The organism is Paenibacillus thermoaerophilus, from assembly GCF_005938195.1.
Lineage (GTDB): Bacteria > Bacillota > Bacilli > Paenibacillales > Reconciliibacillaceae > Paenibacillus_W > Paenibacillus_W thermoaerophilus.
The window spans coordinates 95,509-121,557 of the sequence record NZ_VCQZ01000004.1; the positions used below are offsets into that span (position 1 = coordinate 95,509).

Genomic DNA, 26,049 nt, shown 5'->3' on the forward strand with positions numbered 1-26,049 from the left:
TACGGGAACAAAACGAAATAAAACGAAGCGGTGCGCGTTCGTTTTCCTTAGTTTTTTATAGAGGGAGTTTGCGAACCTCTCCCGGCTTCGCCGACGGGTCGGCATCTGCCGGATTTTCTTCTTCGATTGTCAATCCGTAGCATACCATAAGAACGGGATTCTGTGAACGGCGGAAAGGCTGTAAAAAAGTTCCCCGGCCGTCCGGAGCGGCTTTGCCCGCTTGACTTCCGGCTTTCGTTGAGCTTCATATTCCGTGCCCATCCGGGAAGGGAGCCCATCCGGCCTCGCGCGCCGCGGCTGCCCGAATGCGCTTGCGCGCCCGGAGACGCGGCCGATGGCGGCGATGAGTCGATATGGCGCCGTCTTGTTCGCCTGATCGGAATGGCTGTTGCCCGGGCTGTACGCCCGCTCTGATCTGGCGGCGGGAAGCGGCGTTCCGTCCTGATGTCCGGACGGCGGAGCCGTTTCTTCGGAGCGATGCATTCACCCGGCTTGGAGAGGGACGCGGAGATCGATGAAGAACGGCGACAACCGATCTCTGTCCCGCAGGCGGAGAGTGACGCGTATTTCGCGTTCTCTTCGCCTTTTTTTATTGGCCGAAAAGCCGCGGCGCCCATTCGAAGCGAAGGAGCGATCCCTCATGACTTCCCTTAACCTTGTATCCGATAAAACGTTAACCCTATTGGAATTTCACCGCGTCAAACAGCTCGTCGCCGAGCTCACCGTCACCCATCCCGGCCGGGAACTGGCCGAAGCGATGGAGCCGGTCGGTGTTCTGCGCGCGATCGAAGCCAAGCTGGCCGAGACGGAGGAAGCCCGCCGGCGGCGAAGAGACGGTGCCGGAGGAACCGGTCCGGCGCAAGCCGCAGACCGGCGGCATGGTGAAGATTCCGTATCTCGGTCAGATCGGCGTCGTGGTCGCTCCGGAGGATGAGCGCGGGCGGATGGTCGTCATGATACGGCGCAATCGGGTGGAGGTCGCCGCGAAGCGCGTTCAGCTCTTTATCGAGCGGGACCGGCTGTACCCGGACAACTACGATATGGACATCGTGTTCGAAACGAAGGAGAACCGCAAGAAGAAGCGTCTGATGAGCCGCAAGCACGTGGAGGGGCTTGTCATCGAACGGGAAGACTGACGCCGTCGGGACGGCCGCGTATCGGGCTCCGCTCCATGCAGGGGAGGAGCCAGGATTTCCCCAAGCCGAGCCGCCGACCTCACAACATATAAAGCCCAAAACGACGCATAATAAGGGAACTCAATCCAGCTTTTCCAACGTCCCAAAACTATTTTTCGCGGATCTTTACGTAAACTTAACATCCTCTTTGCGAGTGTGGTAAGATAGTAAGGGTTTGAGACGAAACTCGCATTTTTTGACAAAAGAGAGGAAACCGGAGAACCATGCTTGCCAAGAAAAAAGATGTCTTCTTTGACACGTTGGAGGAAATTTCGCTGAACATCCTGGCTTCCGCGGAGTATTTTGCCCAGTCGTTGAGCAAACAGATCGATCCGGCGGAAGTGGCGAAAACGATGAAGGAGTACGAGACCAAAGGCGATCGCTGCATCCACCGCATTGTGACGGAGTTGAACAAGACGTTCCTGACGCCGATCGACCGCGAGGACATCCTGGCGCTGGCGGGTTCCCTCGACGACGTGCTTGACGAGATGGAGGCCGTCGCTTCGCGTTTCGACATGTACAACCTCCGTTCCGTCGACGATTCCGTCATCCGCATGGCCGACATCCTGCTTCGCTGCGCCCGCGAAATCCGCGACGCGATGGTGCTGCTGTCGTCCAAGAAGCTGCTGCCGATCCGGGAGCATGCAATCAGGCTGAACGAACTGGAGAACGAAGCCGACGATATTTTGCGGATTTCGATCAAGCAGTTGTTCATCGAAGTGAAGGACCCGATCGAGCTGATCAAGAAAAAAGAGCTGTACGAAATGCTCGAAGAAGCGACCGATTGCTGCGAAGATGTCGCGAACACGCTGGAAACGATCATTATGCGAAATTCGTAAAGAGGCCTGAAACCGTATGGATCAAATGCTGATTATTATTGGACTGATCGTATTTCTGGCGCTGGCTTTCGACTTCATCAACGGGTTTCACGACACGGCCAACGCCATTGCCACGTCGATCTCGACCCGGGCGATGACCCCGCGGGTGGCGATCTTGCTTGCGGCTGTTATGAACTTCGTGGGCGCCATGACGTTTACGGGGGTCGCGAAGACGATCGGGGGTTCGGTCGCCGATCCCGCGAAGCTTGAACACGGGCTCGAAGTCGTTATCGCCACGCTGATCGCCGCGATCATCTGGAACCTGGTCACGTGGTGGTTCGGCATTCCGTCCTCTTCCTCCCACGCGCTGATCGGTTCGCTGGCGGGAGCGGTCGTCATGTCGGCAGGCATGGACGGGATCAACCCCTCCGGTTTTATCAAGATCGTTCAGGGCCTGATCTTCTCCCCGCTGATCGCGTTTGCCATGGGATTTATCCTGATGACGATCCTGAAGTATATGTTCGCCAAGGCGAGCCCCCACAGCGTCAATAAATATTTCCGCTTCGGCCAGATCGCGACCGCTTCGATGCAGGCGTTCTCCCACGGAACCAACGACGCGCAGAAGGCGATGGGGATCATCACGATGGCGCTGGTCGCCGGGGAGTTCCAGTCGGACCTGGAGGTTCCATTCTGGGTCAAGCTGTCCGCCGCGCTGGCGATGGCCCTCGGGACGTCCGTAGGCGGCTGGAAAATCATCAAGACGATGGGCACCAAAATATTCAAAATCGAGCCGATCAACGGTTTCGCCGCAGATCTGGGGTCCGCTTTGGTTATTTTCGGGGCGACCATCACGCATTTGCCGGTCAGCACGACGCATGCGATCACCTCCTCGATTCTCGGCGTAGGTTCGGCCAAGCGCTTCAACAGCGTCAAATGGGGGGTAGCCGGACGCATCGTGACGGCTTGGGTGATCACGATTCCGATTACGGCATTGCTTGCGGCTCTCGTTTACGGTATGATGGATCTACTCTTTATTTCCTGAATTTACTGGAGCGGATCTAAAGGTGCTGGTCAACGATCGGATCGCGGTAATCATAGGAGTATGCGTGGCGGCGGTTCTGGCCGCGGGATGCGCCGGCTTCATCACGAGCCGGCTTCCGCAGCGGAGGCGCCGTTTTTGGGCGATAGCCCTGTCTATAAGCGCCGGTCTGCTGGGGATCGGCGCTTGCGTGCTTGTTTCGGCATCCGCCTACCCGCTTCTGGCGGCGGCTTCGGCCGTGTCCGCCCCGGCTTTGCTGATCGCCTTAACGGCGTTCGGCCGTCAGGCCGAAGACGGGAACAAGGCGTCCGAACAGGCGGAACCGTACCGGTCCCTATTTACCAACCATACCGACGGCATCTTCCGATTGGACGAATGCGGACAGGTGGTCGGAGCCAATCTGTCCGTGAAGAGGCTGACGGGACAGGAACCGGATGCGTTCATCGGCAAACCGTTCGCCGATGCGATCGGAGGCGATCCGGCCCGGCTGGCTACCTTTATTCGCCGCACGTTGACGGGCGAGCCGCAGCAGTTTGAATTTTTCGCCGCGAACGCCGACGGCAAGAAGCTGTTTCTTCGCGTCGACAGCATTCCGATCACCGTCCGGGGCCGCGTGCAGGGGGCGTATTGCCTGGTCGAGGATATGACCGAGCGCCGGACGATGGAGGAGAAGGTTTATTTCCTGGCGTTTCACGACGAATTGACCGGCCTTCCGAACCGCCGCCAGTTCGCCGAACGGCTGGCGGAATATTTGGAGATGGGCCGGATCAAGACGGGGCGATGGCCGAATATGGCCGTTGTCCTGCTTAATATCGACCGGTTCAAGTTCGTGAACGATTCGGTGGGACAAGCGTCGGGCGATATGCTGATCCGCGAGGTGGCGGACCGGATCGAACGCTTTGTCTTGAACGCGCCGGGGACGTTCTCGGGCCGTCTGGGGAGCGACAGCTTCGCGTTGTTTTTTCCGTACACGGGAGGCGGTTCGATCGAGGCGTTTGTGCTCGGCAAGACGGACGAGCTGATCAGCCGGCTGGAGAAGCCGTATGCGGTCAGAGGGCTGACGCTGAACCTGACCTTCAGCGTAGGCATCTCCATGGGGCCGGGCCACGGCACCGACGCGGAGACGCTGATCAAAAAAGCCGAGACGGCGATGGTGGCCGTGAAGCATTCCGGCAAGCACCAGATCCGCACCTACAACGACCGGCTGGAACGGCATCTCCAACATAAGCTGGAGGTGGAGAACGGGCTGAGGCTGGCGCTTCAGCGGGGAGAATTTCGGGTGTACTACCAGCCGATGATCGATATCCGGACGGGGCGGGTGAGCGGAGCGGAGGCGTTGGTGCGCTGGCTGCACCCCGAGAAGGGAGTCATTCCGCCGGGAGCTTTTATCCCCATTGCAGAGGAAAGCGGTCTCATCAAACCGATCGGCGAGTGGGTGCTTCGCGAAGCCTGCCGGCAGAACAAGGCCTGGCAGGATGCCGGATTGGAGCCGATCGTCGTATCCGTCAACCTGTCGATGCAGCAATTCGAAGAGCCGCATCTGGTGGAGAACGTTGACCGTATTCTGAAGGAGACCGGCCTCGACCCGCGCTACCTCGATCTGGAGATTACCGAGACGATGGCCATGACTGCGGAATATACGGTTGACAAGCTGATGCGGCTGAAGGAACTCGGCGTGCGGCTCAGCATGGACGACTTCGGCACGGGTTACAGTTCGCTCAGCTATTTGCAGCGCTTCCCGATCGACAAGCTGAAGATCGACCAGTCGTTCGTGCAGGACATCGGGCAGGAGCAGCGCGGCTCTGCCATCGTCTCGACGATCGTCGCCATGGCCCATCACCTGCGGATGGAGGTCATCGCGGAGGGCGTCGAGAGCCCGGAGCAGGTGGAGTTTCTGCGGTCCGAGCGCTGCGATCAACTGCAGGGCTATTGGTACAGCCCGCCGCTGCCCGCCGATCAATTCGAAGCCGCGATCGGGATGCGGATGAACGGACAGGCGGCCGCGGACCGTACGCCGCCGAACTTGCAATAAATCAACGGCACGGCCTTCGGGAACAGGAAGGCCGTGCCGTTTTTTTGCCGCCGGCGGCTTTTTACGCGGACGCTCCCGCATCCATCGGGTCCGCGCCCGCTGCGGCTTGCTCGGCGGCGATGCGGGCGGTCAGCCACTCCGTAGCCGCCTCCGCCGGCAGAGGCTGGCTGTATTTGTGGCCTTGGGCCTCCTTGCAGCCGATCATGCGCAGAAAATCGGCTTGTGCGTCCGATTCGACGCCTTCGGCGATCGTCTCAAGCTGCAGATGTCCGGCCATCGCGACGATCGCCGCCACGATCGGCTCGCGGTTTAAGCCGACGGCCAGCTCCCGCACGAACGAACGGTCTATTTTCAACCGGTCCAGCGGGAATTGGCTGAGGTGGCTGAGAGAAGCGTATCCGGTGCCGAAGTCGTCGATCGACAGGCTGACGCCGAGCCGCTTCAGCTCGCGCATGCGCAGCACGACCAGATCGCCGTCGGACATGGCGGTGCTCTCCGTCACCTCCAATTCGAGCGCTCCGGGATCGATGCCGTAACGCTCCAACAGATTGGAGATCCATTCGGTCAGATGAGGATCGTGCAGTTGCCTCAGCGACAGATTAACCGCGATGCGGCGTGGGGCCAGACCGGAACTCCGCCATTCGCCCATCTGCCGGCATGCTTCCTCCAGCGCCCAGCGTCCGATCGGCAGGATCAGTCCCGTTTCTTCGGCAACGGCGATGAATTCGGACGGAGGCACCTGTCCCAGTACGGGGTGGCTCCACCGCATCAAGGCTTCCATCCCGATGCAGCAGCCGTCCGAGAGGCGAATCTGCGGCTGGTAAAACAAAGACAGTTCGCCGGCTTCGGCGGCGCGGCGCAGTGACGTCTCGATATCAAGCTTGCGCGACAGGCGGCGGCTCAGCTCGGCGTTGAAGAACATGTAGCCGTTTTTGCCCCGTTCCTTCGCCTCGTACATCGCGCTGTCCGCGTGCTTGACGAGGGTGTCGACGTCGGAGCCGTCCTGCGGGTGCAAGGCGATGCCGATGCTGGACGTGATGCGATAATCTTGCTCCGCCAGCCGGAAGGGCTTGTCCAGCGCCTCCAGAATCTTCCCCGCGATCTCTTCGGCTCGCGGCGCGCCGCAAGGCGACGCCAGAACGATAAATTCGTCGCCGCCTAACCGGCAGACCAGAGCGTCGGACGGACACGCTTCCCGAAGCCGCTCGGCGACCTGCCGCAGCAGCATGTCTCCCGTCGTATGGCCCGCGGTATCGTTGACCCACTTGAACCGGTCCAGATCGAGAAACAGCAGACCCGCCGTCCGGCCGTCTCCGTGCCGCAGCAGCGCCTCCAGCCGCTGGCGGAACATCAGCCGGTTCGGCAGCTCCGTCAGCGAATCGTGGTAGGCCATCTGCATAATGGTGCGTTCGTACTGCTTGCGCTCGGTAATATCGACGGAGATGCACAGCCATTGCGGTACGCCCGAAAATTCGACCGGCAGCTTGACGGTCTGCATGATGCGTTTGTCGCCTTGCGGGGTGTACACGATATCTTCGGACTGAATCGAAGCGTCCCCGCTCTGAAGCGCGTCCCGGCTCCATTCGTCCATCTGCCAATCGAACGTCAGCCCGTCCGAGCGAACGACGTCGCGAACCGGCATCCCCACGATTTGCCGGGGGGAGTAGCCGTTAAACTCCGCGAACGACCGGTTCGCCAGCGTCAGGACGCCGTCGCGGTTGATCGCGTAAATATGGTTCGGGTTCATGTCGATCACATTTCGGAGCATCTGCCGCTTGTCCCGGAGCTCGGCGTTGATTTCCTGCATGCGCAGCGTATGAATGCGGCTGAATTGGACGAAGACGATGATGGCGAATAACATGATCGCCACGCTGCTGACGACGAGTTCCGCGCTGTTGGTCAAATTCAGGAGTTCGGTGGAGTAGACGGCCGCCAGCGACAGCGCGAACCAACGAATGAACGAGCGCTGCCGAGCGTTCGGGTGGTGCCGGGTAATAATCAGGCTCTGGATGAATACAAGCAGGAGAAAAACGAGATGAAGAGCGAACAGCCATTGAATCGGACCGTAGACCGGGGCGTAATAGGGCGGTCTTCCGGCCGCCTCCACGAGTTCGAGACGCTCCACGCCGAGATCGGTCCAGCCGGCGGCGTACACGAACAGGCACCAGACGCAATAGGCGAGCAGCAGCCCGTTTGATCGGCCGAGAGCCCAAGACCGCTGGGATTGGACGGCTGCCGATTCCTTGCTTAGGCTCATCAGGCTTGCGTACATCAGCGGACCCAGGAAGATCGGACCGAAGCGGAGCAGACGGAACACAAATTCGATCGTCGTCTGCGACAAATAGTTGGCCGCGTAAAGCACGGTGACGTCCAGTTGCCAGATCGACAAAAACACGAGGAACAGGCAAAGCTGTCTGGCGAGGCGGGACCGGCTGAACAGAACGACGATGGCGAATCCCAGCGCGAGCGGAATCATACAAAAAACGGACATCGTTAGGAGCATGTAAATAGGTCCCTCCACTCATTGGCGGAACGAATCGAATGGGCAAGATTTCCTAATACCTTCCATTCTACATTCTATTTCATGAGATGCAAGTCCCGAGTGCCGTCAATGACAATAATTCGACGATAAAGCGGGAGATTTCCGGAAAAAAAAGCCGGTTCCGGGGCATAAAGAAGGCGGCGGCACGCCGGAGAATCGCAAGACGAACGCCCGGTCGCCCCGACGGCGGCCGAACGGAGCGGTCCCGGCTCCGCGCTTTCATCCGGATAGGCGGACTTCCGTCGATTTTCTCCGGGGATTGCGATACAATAGGCTGGGAACCGAAGGTTTACCCATTTTCAGGAAAAGGTGCAAATTCAATCATGAGCATACTGACCGTCAAAAACTTGACGCACGGCTTCGGCGATCGCATGATCTTCGAAGACGTGTCGTTCCGTCTGTTGAAGGGCGAGCATATCGGCTTGATCGGCGCCAATGGTGAAGGCAAGTCGACGTTTATGAACATCATCACGGGCAAGCTGCAGCCGGACCAAGGCTCGATCGAGTGGTCGAAGCGCGTGCGCGTCGGCTACTTGGACCAACACGCGGCGCTGCAGCGCGGCATGACGATCCGCGACGTGCTGAAGGGTGCTTTTCAATATTTGCTGGACATGGAGACTCGCATCACCGAATTGTACGCGAAGATGGGTGAAGCCGACCCGGAGACGACGGACCGGCTGCTGGAAGAGGCGGGCGAGCTGCAGGATATATTGTCGTCCAGCGACTTCTACACGGTCGACGCCAAGGTCGAAGAGATCGCGCGCGGACTGGGATTGGCCGATATCGGGCTGGACAAGGACGTGCAGGACTTGAGCGGCGGACAGCGGACCAAGGTGCTGCTTGCCAAGCTGCTGCTGGAGAAGCCGGACATCTTGCTGCTGGACGAGCCGACGAACTATCTGGACGAGCAGCATGTCAACTGGCTGAGGCGGTATTTGCAGGAGTACGAGAACGCCTTTATCCTCATCTCCCACGATATCCCGTTCCTGAACAGCGTCGTCAACCTGATTTATCATATGGAAAATCGGCAACTGAACCGGTATGTCGGCGATTACGATCAGTTCCGCCGGGTGTACGAGGCGCAGAAGGAACAACTGGAAGCCGCGTATAAAAGGCAGCAGCAGGAGATCGCCGACCTCAAGGATTTTGTCGCGAGGAACAAGGCTCGCGTCTCCACGCGCAACATGGCGATGTCGCGTCAGAAGAAGCTCGACAAGATGGAGATCATCGAGCTGGCCAAGGAGCGCCCGAAGCCGCAGTTTCATTTTCAGGAGGCGCGTACGTCCGGCAAGCTGATCTTCGCGGCGCACGACCTGGTTATCGGCTACGACCGGCCATTGTCGCGGCCGCTCCATCTGCGGATGGAGCGCGGGCAGAAGATCGCGCTTGTCGGCGCCAACGGCATCGGCAAAACGACGCTGCTTCGCAGCCTGATCGGTCTGCAGCCGTCGCTTGGTGGCCGGGTCGAGCAGGGCGAGTATCTGCATATCGGCTATTTCGAGCAGGAAGTGAAGCAGGAGAGCAGCCGGACTTGCATCGAGGAGATTTGGTCGGAGTTCCCGTCCATGGGGCAGCACGAGGTGCGCGCGGCACTCGCCCGCTGCGGCCTTACGACCAAGCATATCGAGAGCAAAATCGAAGTGCTGAGCGGCGGGGAAAAGGCGAAGGTGCGCCTGTGCAAGCTGATGAACCGGCCGTCCAACGTTCTGGTGCTCGACGAGCCGACCAACCACCTCGACGTCGATGCGAAGGAAGAGCTGAAGCGGGCGCTGCGGGCGTACAACGGCAGCGTGCTGCTGATCAGCCACGAACCGGAATTTTACCGGGACGTCGTGACGGATATTTGGAACGGCGAGGATTGGACGACCCGCATCTTCTGAATCGGAACCGAAAGCGAAAAAGGACCGAGGGCCAAATCCAAGTAAAACCCGCCATTCGCTCGAATGGCGGGTGTCGCGCTTATCGGTCGGATGGAGCTGCGCCGCAAGCGCCGAAGCGGAAGGCGTCCAGAGCCGCCCGCCTTCCGTCGCGTTCGGCACGTCAACGCTCCCCCAGGAATATTCTCATGTAGACTCGGGTGTTCCTTGCGCCCATTCGTCGGCCCATTGCTGCAGCTCCCGCAGGATCGGCTCAAGCGCTTTGCCTTTGGCCGTCAATTCGTATTCGATGCGAACGGGAACCTCGGGGTACACATGGCGCGCCACGATGCCGGCTTCCTCCAGATCGCGGAACCGTTCGGACAGCATGCGGTCGCTGATGTTCGGCAGGAAGTCGGCAATCTCCTTGTACCGTTTGGGTCCGGAGAGCAGCGAATATATGATCAATCCGGCCCACTTTTTGCTGAGCAGCTGCAGGGCTTGTTCCATTTTGGGGCAACAGGTGGGTTTGCAGGAGTCAGGGTTATTCATCGTCTTCACTCCTTTGCCCTCATTGTAGCACAAGTCCTGCAATTTTGTGAAAATGTATGTATGTTCATGGAACCTGGAGTCGCAACGGATCGTCTATTGCAAGGGAACTCGCGTTTGTCGGAGGCCCCGTCGCCGCTGAGAAAAGGATTCGACTGCGGGGCATCCGCGCATATGTTCGGGAACCCTTAGATCAGGGCGATTGCCAACAGCGTGAACAGCGACAAAGGCAAAATGGCGGAATAATACGGGCTGTAATAGCCGCCGTAATAGCCGTATCCGGGATAGAACTGGCGCATCTCTTCGAATTCGAATTCGCGGGCGGATTGCTGCCAATTCGGCTGGCCGCCGCCTTCCACGAGCAGGTAGAGATGGTCGTCGTCGACGCTGTGGACGACCCCTTGCAGCGTCTGTCCTTTGATCGTCTGCACCTGTACCTTTTTATTCACACAGGATTTGCAGATTTGTTGAACTTGCTGCACATGCTGCTTCATCGCCTGCAAAGCCGCGGCATTCGCCTGGTAGACGAGTTGCGCGTTCGGCGCGCCTGTCGCCTGCATCTGCTGCGCGGCGGGGGCCGCAGTCGGGACATTGGCTTGCTGCATGGCTTGCGAGTAAGGGTAATTCGGGTTCGCCATGTTCGAGCACCTCCATGGATAAAATTTACCCTATCCTATGCGAATGCCCAATGGATGGTGAATAACGGGAGGGATGATCGGATTGAACAGCCGTCGGGAACCGCATCCGCGAAAATCGCGGTTCTTCCTTGAAGAAAACTGGCCGCGCGAGCTGCCCGCTGTCGTCGCCATCGCCGTATCCGCGGCGGCGATGGTTATTCTGCTTCTGGTATGGCCGCCGATCGGCGTCGCCGACAACGGGGATTTCCAGCGGATCATGGGCATGTCGGGCTTGGGGTACGGGCCGGGTCCGGAGGAAGAGCGCTTCTTTCGTTATTTTCATGCCGAATATGCGGCAGGTTGGGAATATTTCGGCCAAGGGTATTACCCGTCGACGTCGTGGGTGTACACCATTTTGGCGGTCGGGCTGGAAAGCTTGCTGACTTGGGACGGCCGCTTCGATATCCGCTGGCTGGCCGCTTTGTACATGCTCAGTTTGTTGGCGTCGGCCGCGCTGCTGTTCCGCTGGGCCCGGGACGAGGGAACGGTGTTCCGCTGGCTGCTGGCGGCGTTTGCCGTGTTCGGATGCTCCGATCTCGCGTATACGGCGTACTTCAACTCCTTGTTCGGAGAACCGATGGCCTTCGTCGCCACGTTGTTCCTGTTCGTCTGCGCGCTTGGTCTGATTAGCGGACCCGATCGGCTGCGGCCGCGCTGGTGGACGGGATTTATCGTCGGCGCGCTGGGGCTGATCGGCTCCAAGGTGCAGAACGCGCCCATCGGCTTGCTGCTGGCGCTGCTCGCGCTCGGGTACGGATTCGTCGCTTGCGCGGGAGACGCCGCCTGGAAGAAGCGGACGCGAATCGGCGCGCTGATCATTGCGCTGTTCTCCGTCGGCATCTACGCGGCTGCGCCTTCCAGCTTCAAGGACATTAACAAATACCAGTCGGTCTTTTACGGCATCCTGCTTCATTCCCCGGACCCCGAGGCCGACCTCCGGGAGCTCGGACTGGACCCGTCGCTTGCGGTGAACGCGGGAACGAATTATTTCGAGACGGCGCCCATCCCGCAAACCGGACCGGAGATTCGGGAGAAGTTCCAGAACGTGATCGGACACGGAGATATCGTGCGGTTCTACCTGGCGCATCCCGGCCGGCTGCTCTCTCAGTTGGCGAAAGCCTCAGAATATGCGTTTACGATCAAGCCGTCCTATCTGGGCAATTACGAGCCGGAAGCGGGCAAAGGCGCGGGAGCGGTCAGCCGAAGCTGGTCATGGTGGAGCGAGTGGAAGGCGAATGCGCTGCCCCATCATTGGAGCGTTATCGCGGGGCTTTACGCGGCGTTTCTCGCCGTTTGCGCATGGGAATGGCGTCTGGCGCGGCGCTTGCGCAGCGGAACCCGCGAATGGGGAGCCTATGCGGGGGGCACGCTGGCCGCGATCGGCGCGATGTCTTACGCCGTACCCGTCGTCGCCGACGGATTCGCGGATTTGGAGAAGCATCTGTTTCAGTTTAACATCACGTTCGACTTGATGGCGGCGATTGTGTTGGCCTGGACGGTTCGCAAGCTGCTTCGGCCGAGAAGATGAAGCCGGCCCCGCTCGGCGAGGAAGACGAGCGGGGCCTTACCTTCGAGGGGGCGCGTCGGCAGTCGGCGTTGAACCGGACGAAATGGACCGCTCCGATCGAAGGAGTTGGCGGGGGCAACCCGGGTGGGGATTGCCCGCTCAGCGATTGAGGACGAATTTCTCGACGACGTGGCGAACGCCTTCTTCGTTGTTCGTCAGCGTGACGTAATCGGCCACGGCCTTCAGCGGCTCGATCGCGTTGCCCATGGCGACGCCCAAGCCCGCCACTTCAAGCATTTCTTTATCGTTCCAACTGTCCCCGATCGAGATCACTTCGGAGAGGTCGCAGCCGTAATAGTCCGCCAGAAAACGGACGGCGTGTCCTTTGGTGGCCTCGGGATGAAGAATCTCCAGGAAGTTCGGCTTCGACTTCGTCACGTGCGCCTCGCCGCCGAACATGGCCTGAAGCTCCGGCACAAGCGCGTCAAGCTTCGCCGGCTCGTCGATCATGAGCATTTTGGTCAAAGGCAGCTCGATCAGCTTGCTGAAATCCGGCTCCACCGTATACGGAATGTTCGACAAGGCGGCGTAATCCCGGCTTTTCGGCCCGTCGTTCGGCACATACAGCGTATCGTCGTTATACACGTGAAGGTGAAGCCCGTGCTCCTGGCAATACTCGTAGAAACGCTTCGCCACCGGCTGAGGCACGGATCTCTCATATAACACCTGCTCGTCCAGCAAGGTTTTCACCAGCGAGCCTTGATACGTAATAATCGGCACGTTCAGCTCCAACTGCTTCGCGATCTGTTTGGCGGACAAAAACATGCGGCCCGTCGCCAGGGTCACGACAACGCCGCGGGAGACGGCTTCCGCCAGAGCGGCCTTCGTCCCCTCGGTGATCCGGTGGTCATCGGTCAGCAGCGTATCGTCCACGTCAATTGTAATAAGCTTGTAAGCCAATTCTCTCACCCTTATCCCTGTTCTTTATTTTTTCTAAATAAATCATGCAGGCGTCCGTCGCCCGTCAATCGGAAGACAAAATAACGATGGTCGTTTCTTTTTGCAAATCCAGCTCGTAGGGATTCTGAACGGGCACTCCCGGTTTCTCCTCCAGTATGCGGACGACCGGACGGTGCGGCGCGCGCGGGTCGTTGCGGGCCACGACGCCTGTCTGTCCGGTGTTTAATTTCACCGTGCTGGCCACCGGATAGATGGCCACATGGCCGAGAAACTGCCGGATCAACTGGATATCGAATTTGGAATTGCCGGAAGCGAACAGAAACTCGGTTGCTTCGCTGGGCGTATGCCGGGGACGGAACGGCCGGGCGGAGGTCATCGCGTCGAATACGTCGGCAATGCCGACAATCTGGGCGTATTCGTGGATTTCCGAGCCTTTCAGCCCGCGCGGATAACCGGACCCGTCGTACCGCTCGTGATGCTGGAGAGCGCAGTGGGCGGACAGCAGCGAGATGTCGTGCTGGTTCCGGAGCAGATTGAAGCCGTCCTCGGTATGCTTCCATACTTTTTTCCAGTCTTCTTCGCTTAGCGGCCCTTGGTGAGCATGCAGCTCCTTCGGGAGCAGCGTCATTCCCACGTCGAACAGCAAAGCGCCGACTCCGAGGTCGGTCAACTGCTGCTTGTTGTATCCTCTGGCCATCCCGATAATGCCGGCCAGCACCGCAACGTTCACGGAATGATGGAACAAATAGCCTTCCATAACCTGAATATTCGTCAGATTGACGAGAACGTTCGGCATCGACGACAAGTCGTCCAATATATTCGTGAACACTTCCCGGAACGCGCTGCCGATCATGGGCACGGACGACCGCGACCGGACATCCTGGGCTTTCAACAATTGCTGAATCGTGCCGTGAATCGTTTGAACCGCTTCACGGCGGGTTTCGTCCGAGATCGGATCAATCGGCTCAATGCCTTCGGTTCGCGCATCCTCCACATAGACAGTATCGATGCCCATCAAACGGAGCCGGTCCAAATACCGGGGCGTGAGCTCGATCCCGGCGCCCAGCAGGATGCTGCCGGTTTCGGTGAAGATCGGGCGGGCCGTCTTTGAACCAGGTGTAACGGATGATATGTGCACTTTTCTCAAGGTTCCAACCTGCCTCTTGCCGTTCGTTTAATCCGATTGCATCGGTAATCGCTTTTTTATTCTAACAAAGGGGGAAATGAAAAGGAACAAAAATATCCTCCCTGCGGGATACAGGGAGGAGTCGCTGCTACGGATTGGCGGCGGGAATCGCTTGGGGGACGCCCTCCAAATCCGTTTTGCGTTCGGTAACGGCCGACTTCAGGATCGACACTTCGACACGCCGGTTTTTCGCGCGGCCTTCAGCCGTGTCGTTGCTTTCGATAGGGCTGTACTCGCCGTGCGGCACGGGCATGAACCGGGCGGGGTCGATGCCGGGGTTTTGCGCGAGCAGCTTCATGAAATTGTAGGCGCGCTGAAAGCTGAGCTCCCAGTTGGAGTCGAATTCCGCCGTCCGGATCGGCACGTTGTCGGTATGGCCGGCGATCTCGACCTTGTATTTCGGATACTGCGCCAGCATGTCCGCGATGGCGACCGCCAGCTTGCGGGATTCCGGCTTGACGGTGGCGCTTCCCGAATCAAACAGCGTCTGGTCGCGAATGGTGATTTTCAGCATGTCCTCCGTCAATTGGGTCTCCAATTGCGACGACAAATTGTTCATGGCGATATAGTCGTTCAGCTTTTCTTGAAGATTCTTCAGATCTTCGGTTTCCTGGCGGATCTGCTCCAGCCGCTGCTCCTCTTCCTTATCCAGCCTCTTCATCTGCGTGCCGGCGGGGTCGACGGCGAATTCGTTCGTCTCGAGCGGCAGCGTCGGGCTTAATTGAAAGAAATGAATGCCTCCTTCAAATGCGGACGAGAAGGACTGTTTGAGCTTATCGAACTTTTTCGCGTCAAGCGTGCTGGAAGCGAACAGAACGATAAACAAGGCGAGCAGTAGCGTCAACAAGTCGGAGTAAGGAATCAGCCAAGTCTCGTCGGCATGCTCCTCATGATGCTGCTTGTGCCTTCGCTTCACGGCTGGTTTCCTCCTCGTTCTCGGCGTCTTCCGCATAACGCTCCGTCGGGGACAGGAATACGGCCAGTTTTTGTTCAATCGCGATCGCCGAGATGCCGGATTGGATGGACAGCAGGCCTTCCACCATCATGAGCTTGATCTCGACTTCCTTCTTGCTGAGCTGCTTCAGCTTATTGGCGATCGGATGCCACAGCACGTAGCCGGTGAATATACCGAGCAGCGTCGCGACGAACGCGGCCGCGATCGATTGGCCGAGCGCGTTGATGTCGCTCAGGTTGCCGAGCGCCGCGATCAAACCGACAACCGCGCCGAGAACCCCGAGCGTCGGGGCGTACATGCCGGCTTGCGAGAAAATTTGCGCACCGCTGCGGTGCCGTTCCTCCATCGCATTTATTTCTTCCATTAATACGTCGTGAATGAATTCCTGGTCGTTGCCGTCGATTATCATCCGCATGCCGTTCCGCAAAAACGGGTCCTGGATATCGTCCACTTTGCTTTCGAGCGCCAGCAGACCTTCACGGCGGGTGATTGTCACCCATTCGATAAACATGGCGATCAGTTGCTTTTTGGGCAGAAGCTCCTGCTTCTTGAATATCAATTTGATCAGTTTCGGGAATTTTTTGAGGTCGGACATGGGAAATCCCACAAAGAGGGAAGCGGCCGTGCCGACGATAATAATCAGGAAGGCCGCGGGATTCACCAGCGCCGTTATCGGGGCATGCTTGAAAAACATTCCCCCGATCAGGGCGGTGAGGCCCAACACTATGCCGATAATCGTAGAACGCTCCATGTAAGGCACCTCTCTTGTCTGGTAGAAAACTCTCTTTACCATATATCGGCCGGAGCGCCCGCGAATTTGAGCATAAAAAAGCCGGCGTCCGCCGGCTTAGGGGAAATACTGCGAAACCATTGCATTAAAGGAAGCGATTTGATCGGAGACGGAGCGGCCCTGCCACGTCATCTGCGCGTAACGGTTCATTTCATTTATAAATTCGCCGTTGGCGGAGATGTGGACATAGGCGACGTCCGGGTGGACGGTGCGGACGATATCGGCGATCTTGACCTGCAGTTCGGTCGAGATGTCGTCATGATTCGGAATCAGGTTGTACGAATACTTGTCCATCACGACCATGCCCGGCTTCAAGCGGTAAGCCTTGTCCGACACGTCGTTCATGGTGGTTTGTCCGATCGTCCGGTCGCTTGGCTGAAGCGTGCCTTTTCCCTTCATTCCCGTTCCCGAGTTGTCGATGATGATGGCGACGTAAGCGTTCGTGCCTGCGATGGCGACGTACGATTCGCGGATGCCCCTCAGGTCGTTGATGAGGCCGGCCGTGTTGTGGTCGATATCCAGAGTCGCATTGAGATGATGGCGGGCGTGAATGTCGTTCGGCGCGCTCAGCATGCGCTGGTTCGGCAGCTCATGATCTTCTCCCGTCTTGGACGAGTAGTCGGACGGGCCTTCCTGAAACCGCTTGGTATAGGAATTCGTGCATGCGCCTGCGATCGCCAGTGCGGCTATGGCGAGGACCAGCAGCCCGTTCCGCCGGGTCGCTTTCATGAGGCAGTCTCCCCCTCGTTTTTGCAGTTAGGATAAGGTTAATGTGCCGGCCGCCGAGGGGGGTTATACATGGGTTTTGCTGGTCCGAAAACGAATAGTTTTGCGGCCGATTGGAAAACCTGACTTCCGTTGATCCTAAGATTGAGAACGTTTTGTGAACTTCGGCAGGAACATTGACAAAGCTGTGGCTCCGAATTTATAGTAGTTTAAGTGATTGGCTGAAAATTGGGCGATTTGGCGACGATTTGGCGACAATTTTCGCTCATTTTACGCAATGCGACCGAAGATGTATTTTAACACAAGGTGGGGTTGATGAATGATGAGTCGGTGGAAGCAGCTATGGCGGATCGTCCCACTGCTCGCGATGCTGTCTCTTCTTCTCTCTGGATGCGGCCAAGAGAATTTGTCCGCGCTTCAGCCGAAGGGACCGGTTGCCGAAAAGCAGCTGACGTTGATTACGATCTCCATTAGCGTCATGATTTTCGTTTTGATCGTCGTGTTTGTGCTTTATGCTTACGTTCTGGTGAAATATCGCCGGAAGAAAGGGCAAACGGAATACCCGAAGCAGGTGGAAGGAAACCACAAGCTGGAAATCATCTGGACGGTGATTCCGTTTTTCCTGCTGCTCATCATCGCAGTCCCGACCGTGAAATACACGTTCGAGCTGGATAAAGACTACTCGAAAGATCCGAACGCGCTGCAAGTGCGCGTAAGCGCCCATCAGTTCTGGTGGGAGTTCGAGTATCTCGACCAAAAGGTAAAAACCGCGCAGGATCTCGTTATCCCGACAGGCAGAGTGGTCTCTTTCCACCTGGAGACGGCTGACGTCATCCACTCGTTCTGGGTGCCGGCGCTGGGCGGCAAAAAAGACACGAACCCCGGTATGACCAACTATCTGTTCCTGAAGGCGAACGAGCCGGGCGTATACTTGGGCAAATGCGCGGAATTGTGCGGCCAGTCCCACGCGCTGATGGACTTTAAAGTACGCGCCGTTCCGCAGGAAGAGTTCGATCGCTGGATTACGGCCATGCAGACGCCGACGAAGGAGCCGGCGACCGAACTGGCGAAGCAAGGCGAGACGATCTTCAAGCAATCGTGTATCTCCTGCCACGCGATCTACGCGACGGACGACAAAGGAGAACGCAGGGTTCTGGGCGGCGGAGCCGGTCCGAACCTCGTCAACTTCGGAAACCGCGAGACGGTTGCCGGTATCTTGTACAACTCCGATGAGATCGGCGGACCGATCGATCCGGAAAAACAAAAGAAAAACGTGCGTGATTGGTTGAAAGACCCACAAAAAATAAAACCAGGCAACATGATGCCGAATCTGCAAAAGGTCGAAGGCAGCCAGATGGAATATGTCGTCGAAGGCGGCCCGCTCAGCGACCAGCAGATCGATGCATTGGTCGAATTCCTGGTCGGTCAGAAACAGTAACCAGTCCGAAGGAGGGTAAACCGTGGCACACGCACATACTGTAAAGCGCTACACAGGACTGATGGATTGGCTGACGACCGTCGACCACAAAAAAATCGGTATCCTGTATTTGATCGGCGGGGGCCTGTTCTTCTTGCTTGGCGGCCTGGAAGCCATCCTGATCCGGATTCAGCTCATGTATCCGCAAAACGATTTTCTCGATGCATCGACCTACAACCAAGTGTTGACGATGCACGGCACCACCATGATCTTCCTGGCGGTAATGCCGATTATCTTCGCGTTTATGAACGCGATCATTCCGCTGCAGATCGGCGCGCGCGACGTCGCGTATCCGTTCGTCAACGCCGTCGGCTTCTGGATGTTCTTCCTCGGCGGCTTGCTGCTGAACGTAAGCTGGTTCTTTAACGGCGCGCCTGACGCAGGATGGACTTCTTACGTGCCGCTGGCGAACAACGAATACTCCGGCAAGGGTGTAGACTTCTACGTGCTGGGGCTTCAGATCGCGGGGATCGGCACGCTGGCGGGCGGCATCAACTTCCTGGTTACGATCATCAACATGCGCGCGCCGGGAATGACGTTCATGCGCATGCCGCTGTTCACCTGGACGTCCTTTATTACGTCCGCGCTGATTCTGTTCGCCTTCCCGGCGATTACGGTCGGCCTTGTCCTGCTGATGTTTGAGCGTCTGTTCTCGGCGAACTACTTCGACGTCGCGGCAGGCGGCAACATCGTGCTCTGGCAGCATATTTTCTGGATTTTCGGTCACCCTGAGGTATACATTCTGATTTTGCCGGCCTTCGGCATTATCTCGGAAATCGTCAGCACGTTCGCGCGCAAGCGCCTGTTCGGATACAGCGCGATGGTGTTCGCGACCGCGCTGATCGGCTTCCTCGGCTTCATGGTTTGGGTACACCACATGTTTACGACGGGTCTCGGCCCGATCGGCAATGCGATTTTCTCGATCGCGACGATGCTGATCGCGATCCCGACCGGCATCAAGATCTTCAACTGGATCTTCACGATGTGGGGCGGACAATATTCGTTCAACACCGCGAGCTTGTTCGCGGCAGGCTTCATCCCGACGTTCGTCATGGGCGGCGTCACGGGCGTTATGCTTGCGGCCCCCGCTGCCGACTGGCAATACCATGACAGCTATTTCGTCGTCGCGCACTTCCACTACGTTATCGTAGGCGGTCTGGTGTTCGGCCTGCTGGCGGGCCTGCACTACTGGTGGCCGAAAATGTTCGGCCGCATGCTGAACGAAACCATCGGCAAGTTCTCGTTCTGGACGTTCTTTATCGGATTCCATATGACGTTCCTCGTGCAGCACTTCCTGGGTCTGTGGGGGATGCCGCGCCGGATTTTCACGTTCCTTGAAAACCAGGGGCTGGACGAACTGAACTTCATCAGTACGATCGGAGCCCTGCTCATGGGCGTCAGCACGATCGCGATTCTCGTCAATATCGCCGTGACGCAAATGAAGCCGCGCAACGCTCCGGCCGACCCGTGGGACGGACGTACGCTGGAATGGTCGATCCCGTCTCCGGCTCCGGAGTACAACTTCAAGCAGATTCCGCTTGTACGCGGTCTGGATGCGCTGTTCAAGGAAAAAATCGAAGGCAAAAAGGAAATGACGCCGGCCGAGCCGCTCGGTCCGATTCATATGCCGTCGCCTTCCATTCTTCCGTTCACGATGTCGATCGGCTTGTTTATCGCCGGCTTCGGCTTCATGTATGCCCGTTGGGACTTCGATAACGGATTCCTGGACGCGATCTTCGGCCATTACATCGTTGCGGGCGCCGGTTTGCTGATCACGCTGGTGAGCATGCTGCTGCGTTCGGTATTTGACGACCACGGATATCACATCGAAGTCGAGGAACTCGAGAAGGAGGTACATGCATGAGCGCAACCCATCATGCTCACGGCAGTCTGCCGGCGGAGCCGGAAAAAGCGACGCTGGAAGGCCGCAACAAGATTCTCGGTTTCTGGTTATTCCTCGGCGGCGAGACGGTTCTGTTCGGTACCTTGTTCGCCACGTTCCTGGGTTACAATAACGTGAAAGGGATCGGGGACGGCCCCGATCCGGCTCACCTGTTCGATCTGAAGCTTGTCGCTCTCGCCACGCTCATCCTGCTTGTGAGCTCCCTGACGAGCGTATTCGCGGTACAGGCGATGCACCGTCACGACAAGTCCAAGATGCTGCTGTGGTTCGGCGTTACCGTCGTGCTTGGCCTTGCGTTCCTGGGCCTGGAGATTTACGAGTTCGTCCACTACGTGCATGAAGGCCATACGTTCTCGACCAGCGCGTTCAGCTCGGCGTTTTATACGCTTGTCGGCTTCCACGGCGCCCACGTTCTTTTCGGTTCGCTCTGGATTGCGCTGCTGATGCTTCAGTTGGTGAAGAAAGGTCTGACCGTCGTAACGGCTCCGAAGTGTTATGTCGCCGCGTTGTACTGGCACTTTGTCGACCTGGTTTGGGTTTTCATCTTCACTGTAGTATACTTGATGTCAAAGGTGGGCTAAAACAATGGCAGCCAACCATCATACGCACGAGACTAACAAGCCGCATCGTTACGAAGGACCGAAAAATCACCTGATTACGTTTGCCGTGTCGATTCTGCTGACGGCGCTCGCCTTCTTCGCCGTTATGGCGAATCTCGGCAAGACGTTCACTATCATGTTTATCGTGCTGCTCGCGATCGTGCAGGCCGCATTCCAGCTTTACGTCTGGATGCACGCCAAAGACCGCGGACATACGTACGCAAAGATCGGCATTTTTATGGGAGGCATTATCGCGTTGACCGCCGTTGCTGCCGTCGTCTATTGGATGTGGTGGTAAGCATTCGGATGGGGAAACCGATTGGACGGGGCGACATGGGGTCGCCCCGTTTTCCATAAAACGGGCCCGTTCATGGAATGGACACAAATGATAGAACGGAAAGGAGTCGGCCGGCATGTTGGGCTTGGAATACTTCGGATTTCGCGAGCTATGGAGTCCGCTGACGTTAATCGGGACGTTGGCGGTGGCCGCGGTGTATCTGCGTATCGTTGGAGCTTGGCGGCATCGGTTTGCGGATTCCGAACCCGTGCCGCTCAGCCGCAAGCTCCTGTTCCTGGCGGGATTGGCCGTTCATTACCTGGCTAGGGGAGGCCCGGTCGACCTGCTCGGGCACATGATGTTCAGCGCCCATATGGTCGCGATGGTCATGGCGTTCCTGATGGCGCCTCCGCTCATGTTGCTGGGCTTGCCGGGATGGCTGCTCAAGCCGCTGTTCCGCTTCAAATGGACGGGTGCACCGCTTCGTTTTTTCACTTCGCCGCTCGTATCGGTTCTGATGTTTAACGCGGCGTTTTCCTTTTACCATTTCCCCGCCGTTCACGATTACATCATGGTGCATTATGTCGTGCACTGGTGGTTCTGGACGTTCCTGCTGTTCGCGGCGTTTATGATGTGGTGGCCGATTATCGAGCCGATCAAGGAGCAGAAGCGCCTTTCCCAGTTGCTCAAGATGGCTTATATATTCGCCAACGGCGTGCTGATCACGCCCGCGTGCGCCTTGATCATATTCGCCAAGTCGGCCATGTACGCGACGTATACCGATCCGTCCGTATGGACGCAAGCGATGGGATACTGCATGCCCGCGGGGTCGATGGATCTGCTGAAGCAGTTCGAGGGCGGCCCGGCCTTCTTCGCGATTTTGGACCCGGCGGAGGATCAGCAGTTGGGCGGGGTGATCATGAAAGTCATGCAAGAAATCATTTACGGCGCGGCGCTTGCGTACGTCTTTTTCTCTTGGTATATCCAGTCCCGCAAGGACGACGACATCGAACCGTTGGAACCTCGGACGACATAGGAGGAGCAGCAAATGACCATTCACGAAATTTTGCCGCTCGTTTCGACTTCGTTTATCGTGCTCAGCGCGATCTGCGTGGCGGTCGGTTGGGTTCTGATCGCGCAGCGGAAAATCAAGCCGCACCAAAAATGGATGAACGCGGCGGCGATTTTTGCGACGATTTTCTTTATCGTCTACGTGCTGCGGACGAGCATTCTCGGAAGCACGCCGTTTAACGGGCCGGAATCGCTGAAAAACGTCTATCTGGCGTTTCTGCTGTTCCATATCGTGCTGGCCACGATCGGCGGCGTGATGGGGCTCGTGACGCTCCGTTACGCTTACAAGAATATGGTGGAGAAACACCGGAAGATCGGCCCGAAGACTTCGATCGTCTGGTTCTGCACGGCGATTACCGGCGTAACCGTCTACTATCTGCTGTATGTGAAATACCCGGGCGGGGAGACGAAACCTCTCCTGGATGCGATATTCGGATAATCCGGGCAACACCGTTTACGGTCCCTTCCGCGTTGCGGCGCGGAGGGGACTTTTTTTTGCATCCATCTTCCTCTGGCGTCCAAGGTTTCCGAATCGTTATAATTGGAGTGGAATTCCATTTGGCAGAAACGAAAGACGGCCTTATCCGTAATACGCAGTGTGAAAATAAACAGAGAAAGGGTGGAGTCATGGCTACGCTTCAATTGGACCACATCACGAAGCAATACGGCGACAAAACGGCGGTCAGCGACCTGTCCCTGGAAGTCGCCCAAGGGGAAATATTCGGCCTGCTGGGCGCGAACGGCGCGGGCAAAACAACGACGATGCGCATGGCCCTCGGCTTGATCCTCCCGGACAAAGGCCGGATCAGTTGGTTCGGCAAGCCCTACGACAATTCGCTTCGCCGCCGCATCGGCTATTTGCCGGAGGAGCGCGGGCTGTATCCGAAGCTGAAGGTCGGCGAGCAGATTGTATATCTCGCGCAGCTGCGCGGCGTGAACAAAGCGGAGGCCGAGCGCCGGCTGCGGTACTGGCTCGAGAAGTTCGAGGTTCCGGAGAATTACAACAAGAAGGTCGAGGAGCTGTCCAAGGGCAACCAGCAGAAAATCCAGTTTATCGCGGCCGTTATCCACGATCCGGACCTGCTGATTATGGACGAGGCGTTCAGCGGGCTCGATCCGGTTAACGTCGAGCTGCTCAAGGACACCGTCAAGGAGCTTCGCGATCAAGGCAAATCGATCCTGTTCTCAAGCCATCGGATGGACCACGTTGAAGAGTTGTGCCGCAACATCTGCATACTTCACCGCTCGAATACGGTCATCAAGGGAAGCCTGCGGGAGATCAAAGGACGGTTTCCGCGCGAACGGGTCGTGCTGGAGACGGCCGGCAGCGTAGGCGGTCTGGAATCGCTCGACGGAGTCGTGTCGGTCCGCCGGCACGAAGCCGGGTACGAGGTGCGCATCGGGAAGGAATCGGCGGCGCGGGCCGTGCTGGAGACGGCGATGGCGCAGACGGAAGTGATCCGGTTCCAGGTGATGGAACCGACGCTGAACGAAATCTTTATCCGGACGGTAGGTGATCGGATTGAGTAACTTGTGGACGGTGGTGCGGTTTACGTTCCTGACGCGGCTGCGAGCCAAATCCTTTATCGTCACGTCGATCATATTTGCCCTGTTGATATCGGTCGGGGTCCACGTGCCGTTTATCATTAAGGCGTTGAACTCGTCGTCCGAGGCGGAGACGTTGGGCGTGCTGGACCGCGGGACCGGCTTCGGCGCGCTGCTGGAGAACTATTTCGAAGGGCAGGAGGAGCCCGGCTACAAGATCGTGCCGATTCAGGACACGGGCTCGGCCGAAGGAAACGACCGGGAAATCCGCCGGCTGCTGAAAGACGGGGAAGTGGAGGCCGTGCTTGAGCTGACGCCCGATCCGGCTGGAGGTTGGCCCAAGGCGACATACAAATCGGAGAAAGCGGGCATCATGGGGAACGACGACCTGTACACGGCGCTGCAGGCCGTTAAAATGCAGAAAGTCGTTCAAGATCTCAAGCTGTCGTCCGAGCAGCTAACGAAATTGAACACGCCGATCGTGCTGGATTCGGTGCAGACCTCGGACAGCGCCGACGGCGGGAAGTCGCAAGAAGAAATCGCGGTTGCCACGGTATTGATCTACGTACTGCTGATCCTTCTCTTTATAGGAGTCATCGGGTACGGCAACATGGTGGCGACGGAGATCACGGCCGAGAAGAGCTCCAGGGTCATGGAGATTCTCGTCACGACCGTCTCGCCGCTGCAGGCGATGTTCGGCAAGATCATTGCGGTCTGCATGCTGGGAGCCGCGCAGATCGCCGCTTTTATCGGCGTGGCGCTGTTCAACTACTATTTGCCGCATAACCAGGAGATTTTCGGCGACCTGAACTTCGATATCGGTGCGGTTCCCGTTATGCTGTGGGTTTATTTCATATTCTTCTACGTGCTGGGCTTCCTTCTGTACGGAACGCTGCTCGCGGCGGTCGGCTCGCTTGTCAGCCGCACGGAGGAACTGGGTCAGGCGATTATGCCCGTGACGTTCCTGTCGGTCGCCGGTTTTTACATCGGGATGTTCGGACTGAGCAGCCCGCATTCGCTGCTGATTAAAGTGACTTCGTTTATTCCGTTTTTCACCCCAATGATTATGTTCCTGCGGGCCGGCCTGACGTCCGTTCCGGCGTGGGTCGTCTGGCTGTCGATCGTCGAACTGGCCGTCTCCGTCTATCTGGTCGGCTGGCTCAGCGCCAAGGTTTACCGGGCGGGCGTGCTGCTGTACGGCAAGAAGCCCGGCATGAAGGAACTGCTGAAAGCGATGCGGGCGTTTAAGGTGTAACCGAGCCGGGAGCGCCAGCGGGGCAAGGAGGTATTCGTATTGAGAACGTGGCGATTCGGCGTCATTGGATGCGGCGCGATTGCCGATTTTCACATGAAAGCCGTACAGGCGATGGATAACGCCCGCTTGGTCTGCGTGTCCAGCCGCAATGAAGCCAAGGCGCGCTCAGTCGCGGAGAGGGAAGGCTGCGACTGGACGGCCGACTACAAGGAGCTGCTGGCGAGAACGGACATCGATATCGTCTGCGTGACGACCAGCAGCGGAAGCCATGCGCGGATCGGGATGGATGCGCTGGCGGCCGGCAAGCATCTGATCGTGGAGAAACCGCTGGCCATGACCGCCGGAGAGGCTCAGCGGCTTGTGCGGGAGGCGGAGAAGCGCGGGCTGACGCTGTCCGTGATCTTCCAGCGCCGGTTCGAGCCCCCGTATATGGCGGTGAAGCAAGCGATCGATTCGGGGGCCATCGGCAAGCTGTTGATCGCCGAGGTGTCGCTGCCCAACTACCGCACCCAGGCGTATTACGATCAAGCCGACTGGCGCGGGACCAGAGCCGAGGATGGCGGAGCGCTGATGAATCAGGGGATTCATTCGCTGGATCTGCTGCTCTGGTATTGCGGAGAGGCGCAGGCGGTCATCGGCAAAACGGCGACGCAGACGCACAAGATAGAGGCCGAGGATCTCGGACTGGCGATTGTGCAGTTCAAAAACGGCGCGTTCGGCACGGTTATGGCTTCGACGAACTGCTATCCCGGGTTCAATCAGTCGATCAGCTTGTACGGGGAGAAGGGCGCGATCAAGCTGAACGGGACGCGGGTGACGCACTGGAGCGTGCCGGGTGTGGAAGAGCCGGCCGGTTCGGACGCGGCGGGCGGCGCGGCGAATCCGTTAAGCATCTCGTTCGAATATCACCGGATGCAACTGGAGGATGTCGTCTCCGCGATCGAGAACGGCCGGGCGCCGCTCATCGCGGGCGAAGACGGATGGCGCGCCGTGCAGTTGGTCGAAGCCATCTACGAGAGCGCCGCCAGAGGCGCGCAGGTTGAAGTGGCGGAGATCGGCCGCAATTGTTAACCGCCGCAAGCGGCGGGTGTCCGATGGTCCGTTTCCTGG

At 58.2% G+C, this 26,049-nt stretch carries 23 protein-coding genes and 1 riboswitch; of the genes, 15 read left to right on the forward strand and 8 right to left on the reverse strand.

Features of this window, described 5'->3' with window-relative positions; genetic code table 11:
• Positions 1-41: 41 nt before the first annotated feature.
• A riboswitch (PreQ1 riboswitch) is annotated at positions 42-85 on the reverse strand.
• A 685-nt stretch (positions 86-770) separates the two neighbouring features.
• The 4 genes from FE781_RS04505 to FE781_RS04520 all read left to right on the forward strand — a co-directional run bounded on the left by FE781_RS04505 (position 771) and on the right by FE781_RS04520 (position 5,064).
• Complete coding sequence (locus tag FE781_RS04505) at positions 771-1,136, forward strand: hypothetical protein (RefSeq protein WP_170209412.1); 366 nt, start codon at positions 771-773, stop codon at positions 1,134-1,136.
• Between the two features lie 263 nt (positions 1,137-1,399).
• Positions 1,400-2,014 carry a DUF47 domain-containing protein gene (locus tag FE781_RS04510; RefSeq protein ID WP_138788408.1) on the forward strand — a complete coding sequence of 205 codons (615 nt, stop codon included), beginning with the start codon at positions 1,400-1,402 and terminating at the stop codon, positions 2,012-2,014.
• Between the two features lie 16 nt (positions 2,015-2,030).
• Positions 2,031-3,035 carry an inorganic phosphate transporter gene (locus FE781_RS04515; protein WP_138788409.1) on the forward strand — a complete coding sequence of 335 codons (1,005 nt, stop codon included), beginning with the start codon at positions 2,031-2,033 and terminating at the stop codon, positions 3,033-3,035.
• Between the two features lie 22 nt (positions 3,036-3,057).
• Positions 3,058-5,064 carry a putative bifunctional diguanylate cyclase/phosphodiesterase gene (locus FE781_RS04520; protein ID WP_138788410.1) on the forward strand — a complete coding sequence of 669 codons (2,007 nt, stop codon included), beginning with the start codon at positions 3,058-3,060 and terminating at the stop codon, positions 5,062-5,064.
• Between the two features lie 61 nt (positions 5,065-5,125).
• Here the strand turns inward: FE781_RS04520 and FE781_RS04525 are convergent, their stop codons facing one another.
• On the reverse strand, positions 5,126-7,567 hold the full coding sequence (locus tag FE781_RS04525) for a putative bifunctional diguanylate cyclase/phosphodiesterase (RefSeq protein ID WP_138788411.1): 2,442 nt from the start codon (positions 7,565-7,567) through the stop codon (positions 5,126-5,128).
• 362 nt (positions 7,568-7,929) lie between these two features.
• On the opposite strand from FE781_RS04525, the gene FE781_RS04530 reads away from it, so the two are divergent.
• A complete protein-coding gene (locus FE781_RS04530; protein WP_138788412.1) occupies positions 7,930-9,486 on the forward strand; it encodes an ABC-F family ATP-binding cassette domain-containing protein in 1,557 nt (518 codons plus the stop codon).
• 183 nt (positions 9,487-9,669) lie between these two features.
• Here the strand turns inward: FE781_RS04530 and FE781_RS04535 are convergent, their stop codons facing one another.
• A complete protein-coding gene (locus FE781_RS04535) occupies positions 9,670-10,014 on the reverse strand; it encodes a winged helix-turn-helix transcriptional regulator (RefSeq protein WP_138788413.1) in 345 nt (114 codons plus the stop codon).
• A gap of 185 nt (positions 10,015-10,199) precedes the next feature.
• Entirely contained in the window at positions 10,200-10,649 is a 450-nt protein-coding gene (locus tag FE781_RS04540; protein ID WP_342774275.1) for an LSm family protein, read from the reverse strand.
• An 82-nt stretch (positions 10,650-10,731) separates the two neighbouring features.
• Here FE781_RS04540 and wsfD point away from each other — a divergent pair, with 82 nt between their 5' ends.
• The gene (gene wsfD / locus FE781_RS04545) at positions 10,732-12,216 is read left to right on the forward strand and encodes a glycan biosynthesis hexose transferase WsfD (RefSeq protein ID WP_138788414.1); all 1,485 of its coding nucleotides are present in this window, start codon (positions 10,732-10,734) and stop codon (positions 12,214-12,216) included.
• Between the two features lie 138 nt (positions 12,217-12,354).
• Here wsfD and FE781_RS04550 read toward each other — a convergent pair whose 3' ends face one another.
• The 5 genes from FE781_RS04550 to FE781_RS04570 form a co-directional block, all read right to left on the reverse strand.
• Complete coding sequence (locus tag FE781_RS04550; RefSeq protein ID WP_138788504.1) at positions 12,355-13,155, reverse strand: Cof-type HAD-IIB family hydrolase; 801 nt, start codon at positions 13,153-13,155, stop codon at positions 12,355-12,357.
• Between the two features lie 64 nt (positions 13,156-13,219).
• Positions 13,220-14,302, reverse strand: a complete 1,083-nt coding sequence (locus tag FE781_RS04555; protein WP_138788415.1) for an HD-GYP domain-containing protein — start codon at positions 14,300-14,302, stop codon at positions 13,220-13,222.
• A gap of 127 nt (positions 14,303-14,429) precedes the next feature.
• A complete protein-coding gene (locus FE781_RS04560) occupies positions 14,430-15,257 on the reverse strand; it encodes a flagellar motor protein MotB (RefSeq protein WP_246068038.1) in 828 nt (275 codons plus the stop codon).
• A complete protein-coding gene (gene motA, locus FE781_RS04565) occupies positions 15,229-16,047 on the reverse strand; it encodes a flagellar motor stator protein MotA (RefSeq protein WP_138788417.1) in 819 nt (272 codons plus the stop codon). The genes FE781_RS04560 and motA overlap by 29 nt, the downstream gene beginning before the upstream one ends.
• Positions 16,048-16,143: 96 nt before the next feature.
• Positions 16,144-16,815, reverse strand: coding sequence for a hypothetical protein (locus FE781_RS04570; protein ID WP_138788418.1), 672 nt, complete (start codon positions 16,813-16,815; stop codon positions 16,144-16,146).
• 319 nt (positions 16,816-17,134) lie between these two features.
• Here FE781_RS04570 and coxB point away from each other — a divergent pair, with 319 nt between their 5' ends.
• The 9 genes from coxB (at position 17,135) to FE781_RS04615 (ending at position 26,010) form a co-directional block, all read left to right on the forward strand.
• Positions 17,135-18,250 carry a cytochrome c oxidase subunit II gene (coxB, locus tag FE781_RS04575; protein WP_138788505.1) on the forward strand — a complete coding sequence of 372 codons (1,116 nt, stop codon included), beginning with the start codon at positions 17,135-17,137 and terminating at the stop codon, positions 18,248-18,250.
• A gap of 22 nt (positions 18,251-18,272) precedes the next feature.
• On the forward strand, positions 18,273-20,153 hold the full coding sequence (gene ctaD / locus FE781_RS04580) for a cytochrome c oxidase subunit I (protein ID WP_246068039.1): 1,881 nt from the start codon (positions 18,273-18,275) through the stop codon (positions 20,151-20,153).
• Positions 20,150-20,773, forward strand: coding sequence for a cytochrome (ubi)quinol oxidase subunit III (locus FE781_RS04585; protein ID WP_138788419.1), 624 nt, complete (start codon positions 20,150-20,152; stop codon positions 20,771-20,773). Before ctaD ends, FE781_RS04585 begins: the two co-directional genes overlap by 4 nt.
• A gap of 4 nt (positions 20,774-20,777) precedes the next feature.
• The gene (locus FE781_RS04590) at positions 20,778-21,089 is read left to right on the forward strand and encodes a cytochrome C oxidase subunit IV family protein (protein ID WP_138788420.1); all 312 of its coding nucleotides are present in this window, start codon (positions 20,778-20,780) and stop codon (positions 21,087-21,089) included.
• Positions 21,090-21,204: 115 nt separating this feature from the next.
• A complete protein-coding gene (ctaG, locus tag FE781_RS04595) occupies positions 21,205-22,104 on the forward strand; it encodes a cytochrome c oxidase assembly factor CtaG (protein ID WP_138788421.1) in 900 nt (299 codons plus the stop codon).
• 12 nt (positions 22,105-22,116) lie between these two features.
• Positions 22,117-22,578 carry a DUF420 domain-containing protein gene (locus FE781_RS04600; protein ID WP_138788422.1) on the forward strand — a complete coding sequence of 154 codons (462 nt, stop codon included), beginning with the start codon at positions 22,117-22,119 and terminating at the stop codon, positions 22,576-22,578.
• Positions 22,579-22,766: 188 nt separating this feature from the next.
• Positions 22,767-23,669, forward strand: coding sequence for an ABC transporter ATP-binding protein (locus tag FE781_RS04605; RefSeq protein WP_138788423.1), 903 nt, complete (start codon positions 22,767-22,769; stop codon positions 23,667-23,669).
• Positions 23,662-24,939 carry an ABC transporter permease gene (locus FE781_RS04610; RefSeq protein WP_170209413.1) on the forward strand — a complete coding sequence of 426 codons (1,278 nt, stop codon included), beginning with the start codon at positions 23,662-23,664 and terminating at the stop codon, positions 24,937-24,939. Before FE781_RS04605 ends, FE781_RS04610 begins: the two co-directional genes overlap by 8 nt.
• Positions 24,940-24,978: 39 nt before the next feature.
• On the forward strand, positions 24,979-26,010 hold the full coding sequence (locus tag FE781_RS04615; RefSeq protein WP_138788425.1) for a Gfo/Idh/MocA family protein: 1,032 nt from the start codon (positions 24,979-24,981) through the stop codon (positions 26,008-26,010).
• The last annotated feature ends 39 nt before the right edge of the window (positions 26,011-26,049 follow it).

Coding starts and splice junctions, on each gene's coding strand:
- FE781_RS04510 (WP_138788408.1), top strand. CDS start 1,400: ATGCTTGCCAAGAAAAAAGATGTCTTCTTTGACACGTTGGAGGAAATT.
- FE781_RS04515 (WP_138788409.1), top strand. CDS start 2,031: ATGGATCAAATGCTGATTATTATTGGACTGATCGTATTTCTGGCGCTG.
- FE781_RS04525 (WP_138788411.1), bottom strand. CDS start 7,567: ATGCTCCTAACGATGTCCGTTTTTTGTATGATTCCGCTCGCGCTGGGA.
- FE781_RS04530 (WP_138788412.1), top strand. CDS start 7,930: ATGAGCATACTGACCGTCAAAAACTTGACGCACGGCTTCGGCGATCGC.
- FE781_RS04535 (WP_138788413.1), bottom strand. CDS start 10,014: ATGAATAACCCTGACTCCTGCAAACCCACCTGTTGCCCCAAAATGGAA.
- FE781_RS04540 (WP_342774275.1), bottom strand. CDS start 10,649: ATGGCGAACCCGAATTACCCTTACTCGCAAGCCATGCAGCAAGCCAAT.
- motA (WP_138788417.1), bottom strand. CDS start 16,047: ATGGAGCGTTCTACGATTATCGGCATAGTGTTGGGCCTCACCGCCCTG.
- FE781_RS04570 (WP_138788418.1), bottom strand. CDS start 16,815: ATGAAAGCGACCCGGCGGAACGGGCTGCTGGTCCTCGCCATAGCCGCA.
- coxB (WP_138788505.1), top strand. CDS start 17,135: ATGAGTCGGTGGAAGCAGCTATGGCGGATCGTCCCACTGCTCGCGATG.
- FE781_RS04585 (WP_138788419.1), top strand. CDS start 20,150: ATGAGCGCAACCCATCATGCTCACGGCAGTCTGCCGGCGGAGCCGGAA.
- FE781_RS04590 (WP_138788420.1), top strand. CDS start 20,778: ATGGCAGCCAACCATCATACGCACGAGACTAACAAGCCGCATCGTTAC.
- ctaG (WP_138788421.1), top strand. CDS start 21,205: ATGTTGGGCTTGGAATACTTCGGATTTCGCGAGCTATGGAGTCCGCTG.
- FE781_RS04600 (WP_138788422.1), top strand. CDS start 22,117: ATGACCATTCACGAAATTTTGCCGCTCGTTTCGACTTCGTTTATCGTG.
- FE781_RS04605 (WP_138788423.1), top strand. CDS start 22,767: ATGGCTACGCTTCAATTGGACCACATCACGAAGCAATACGGCGACAAA.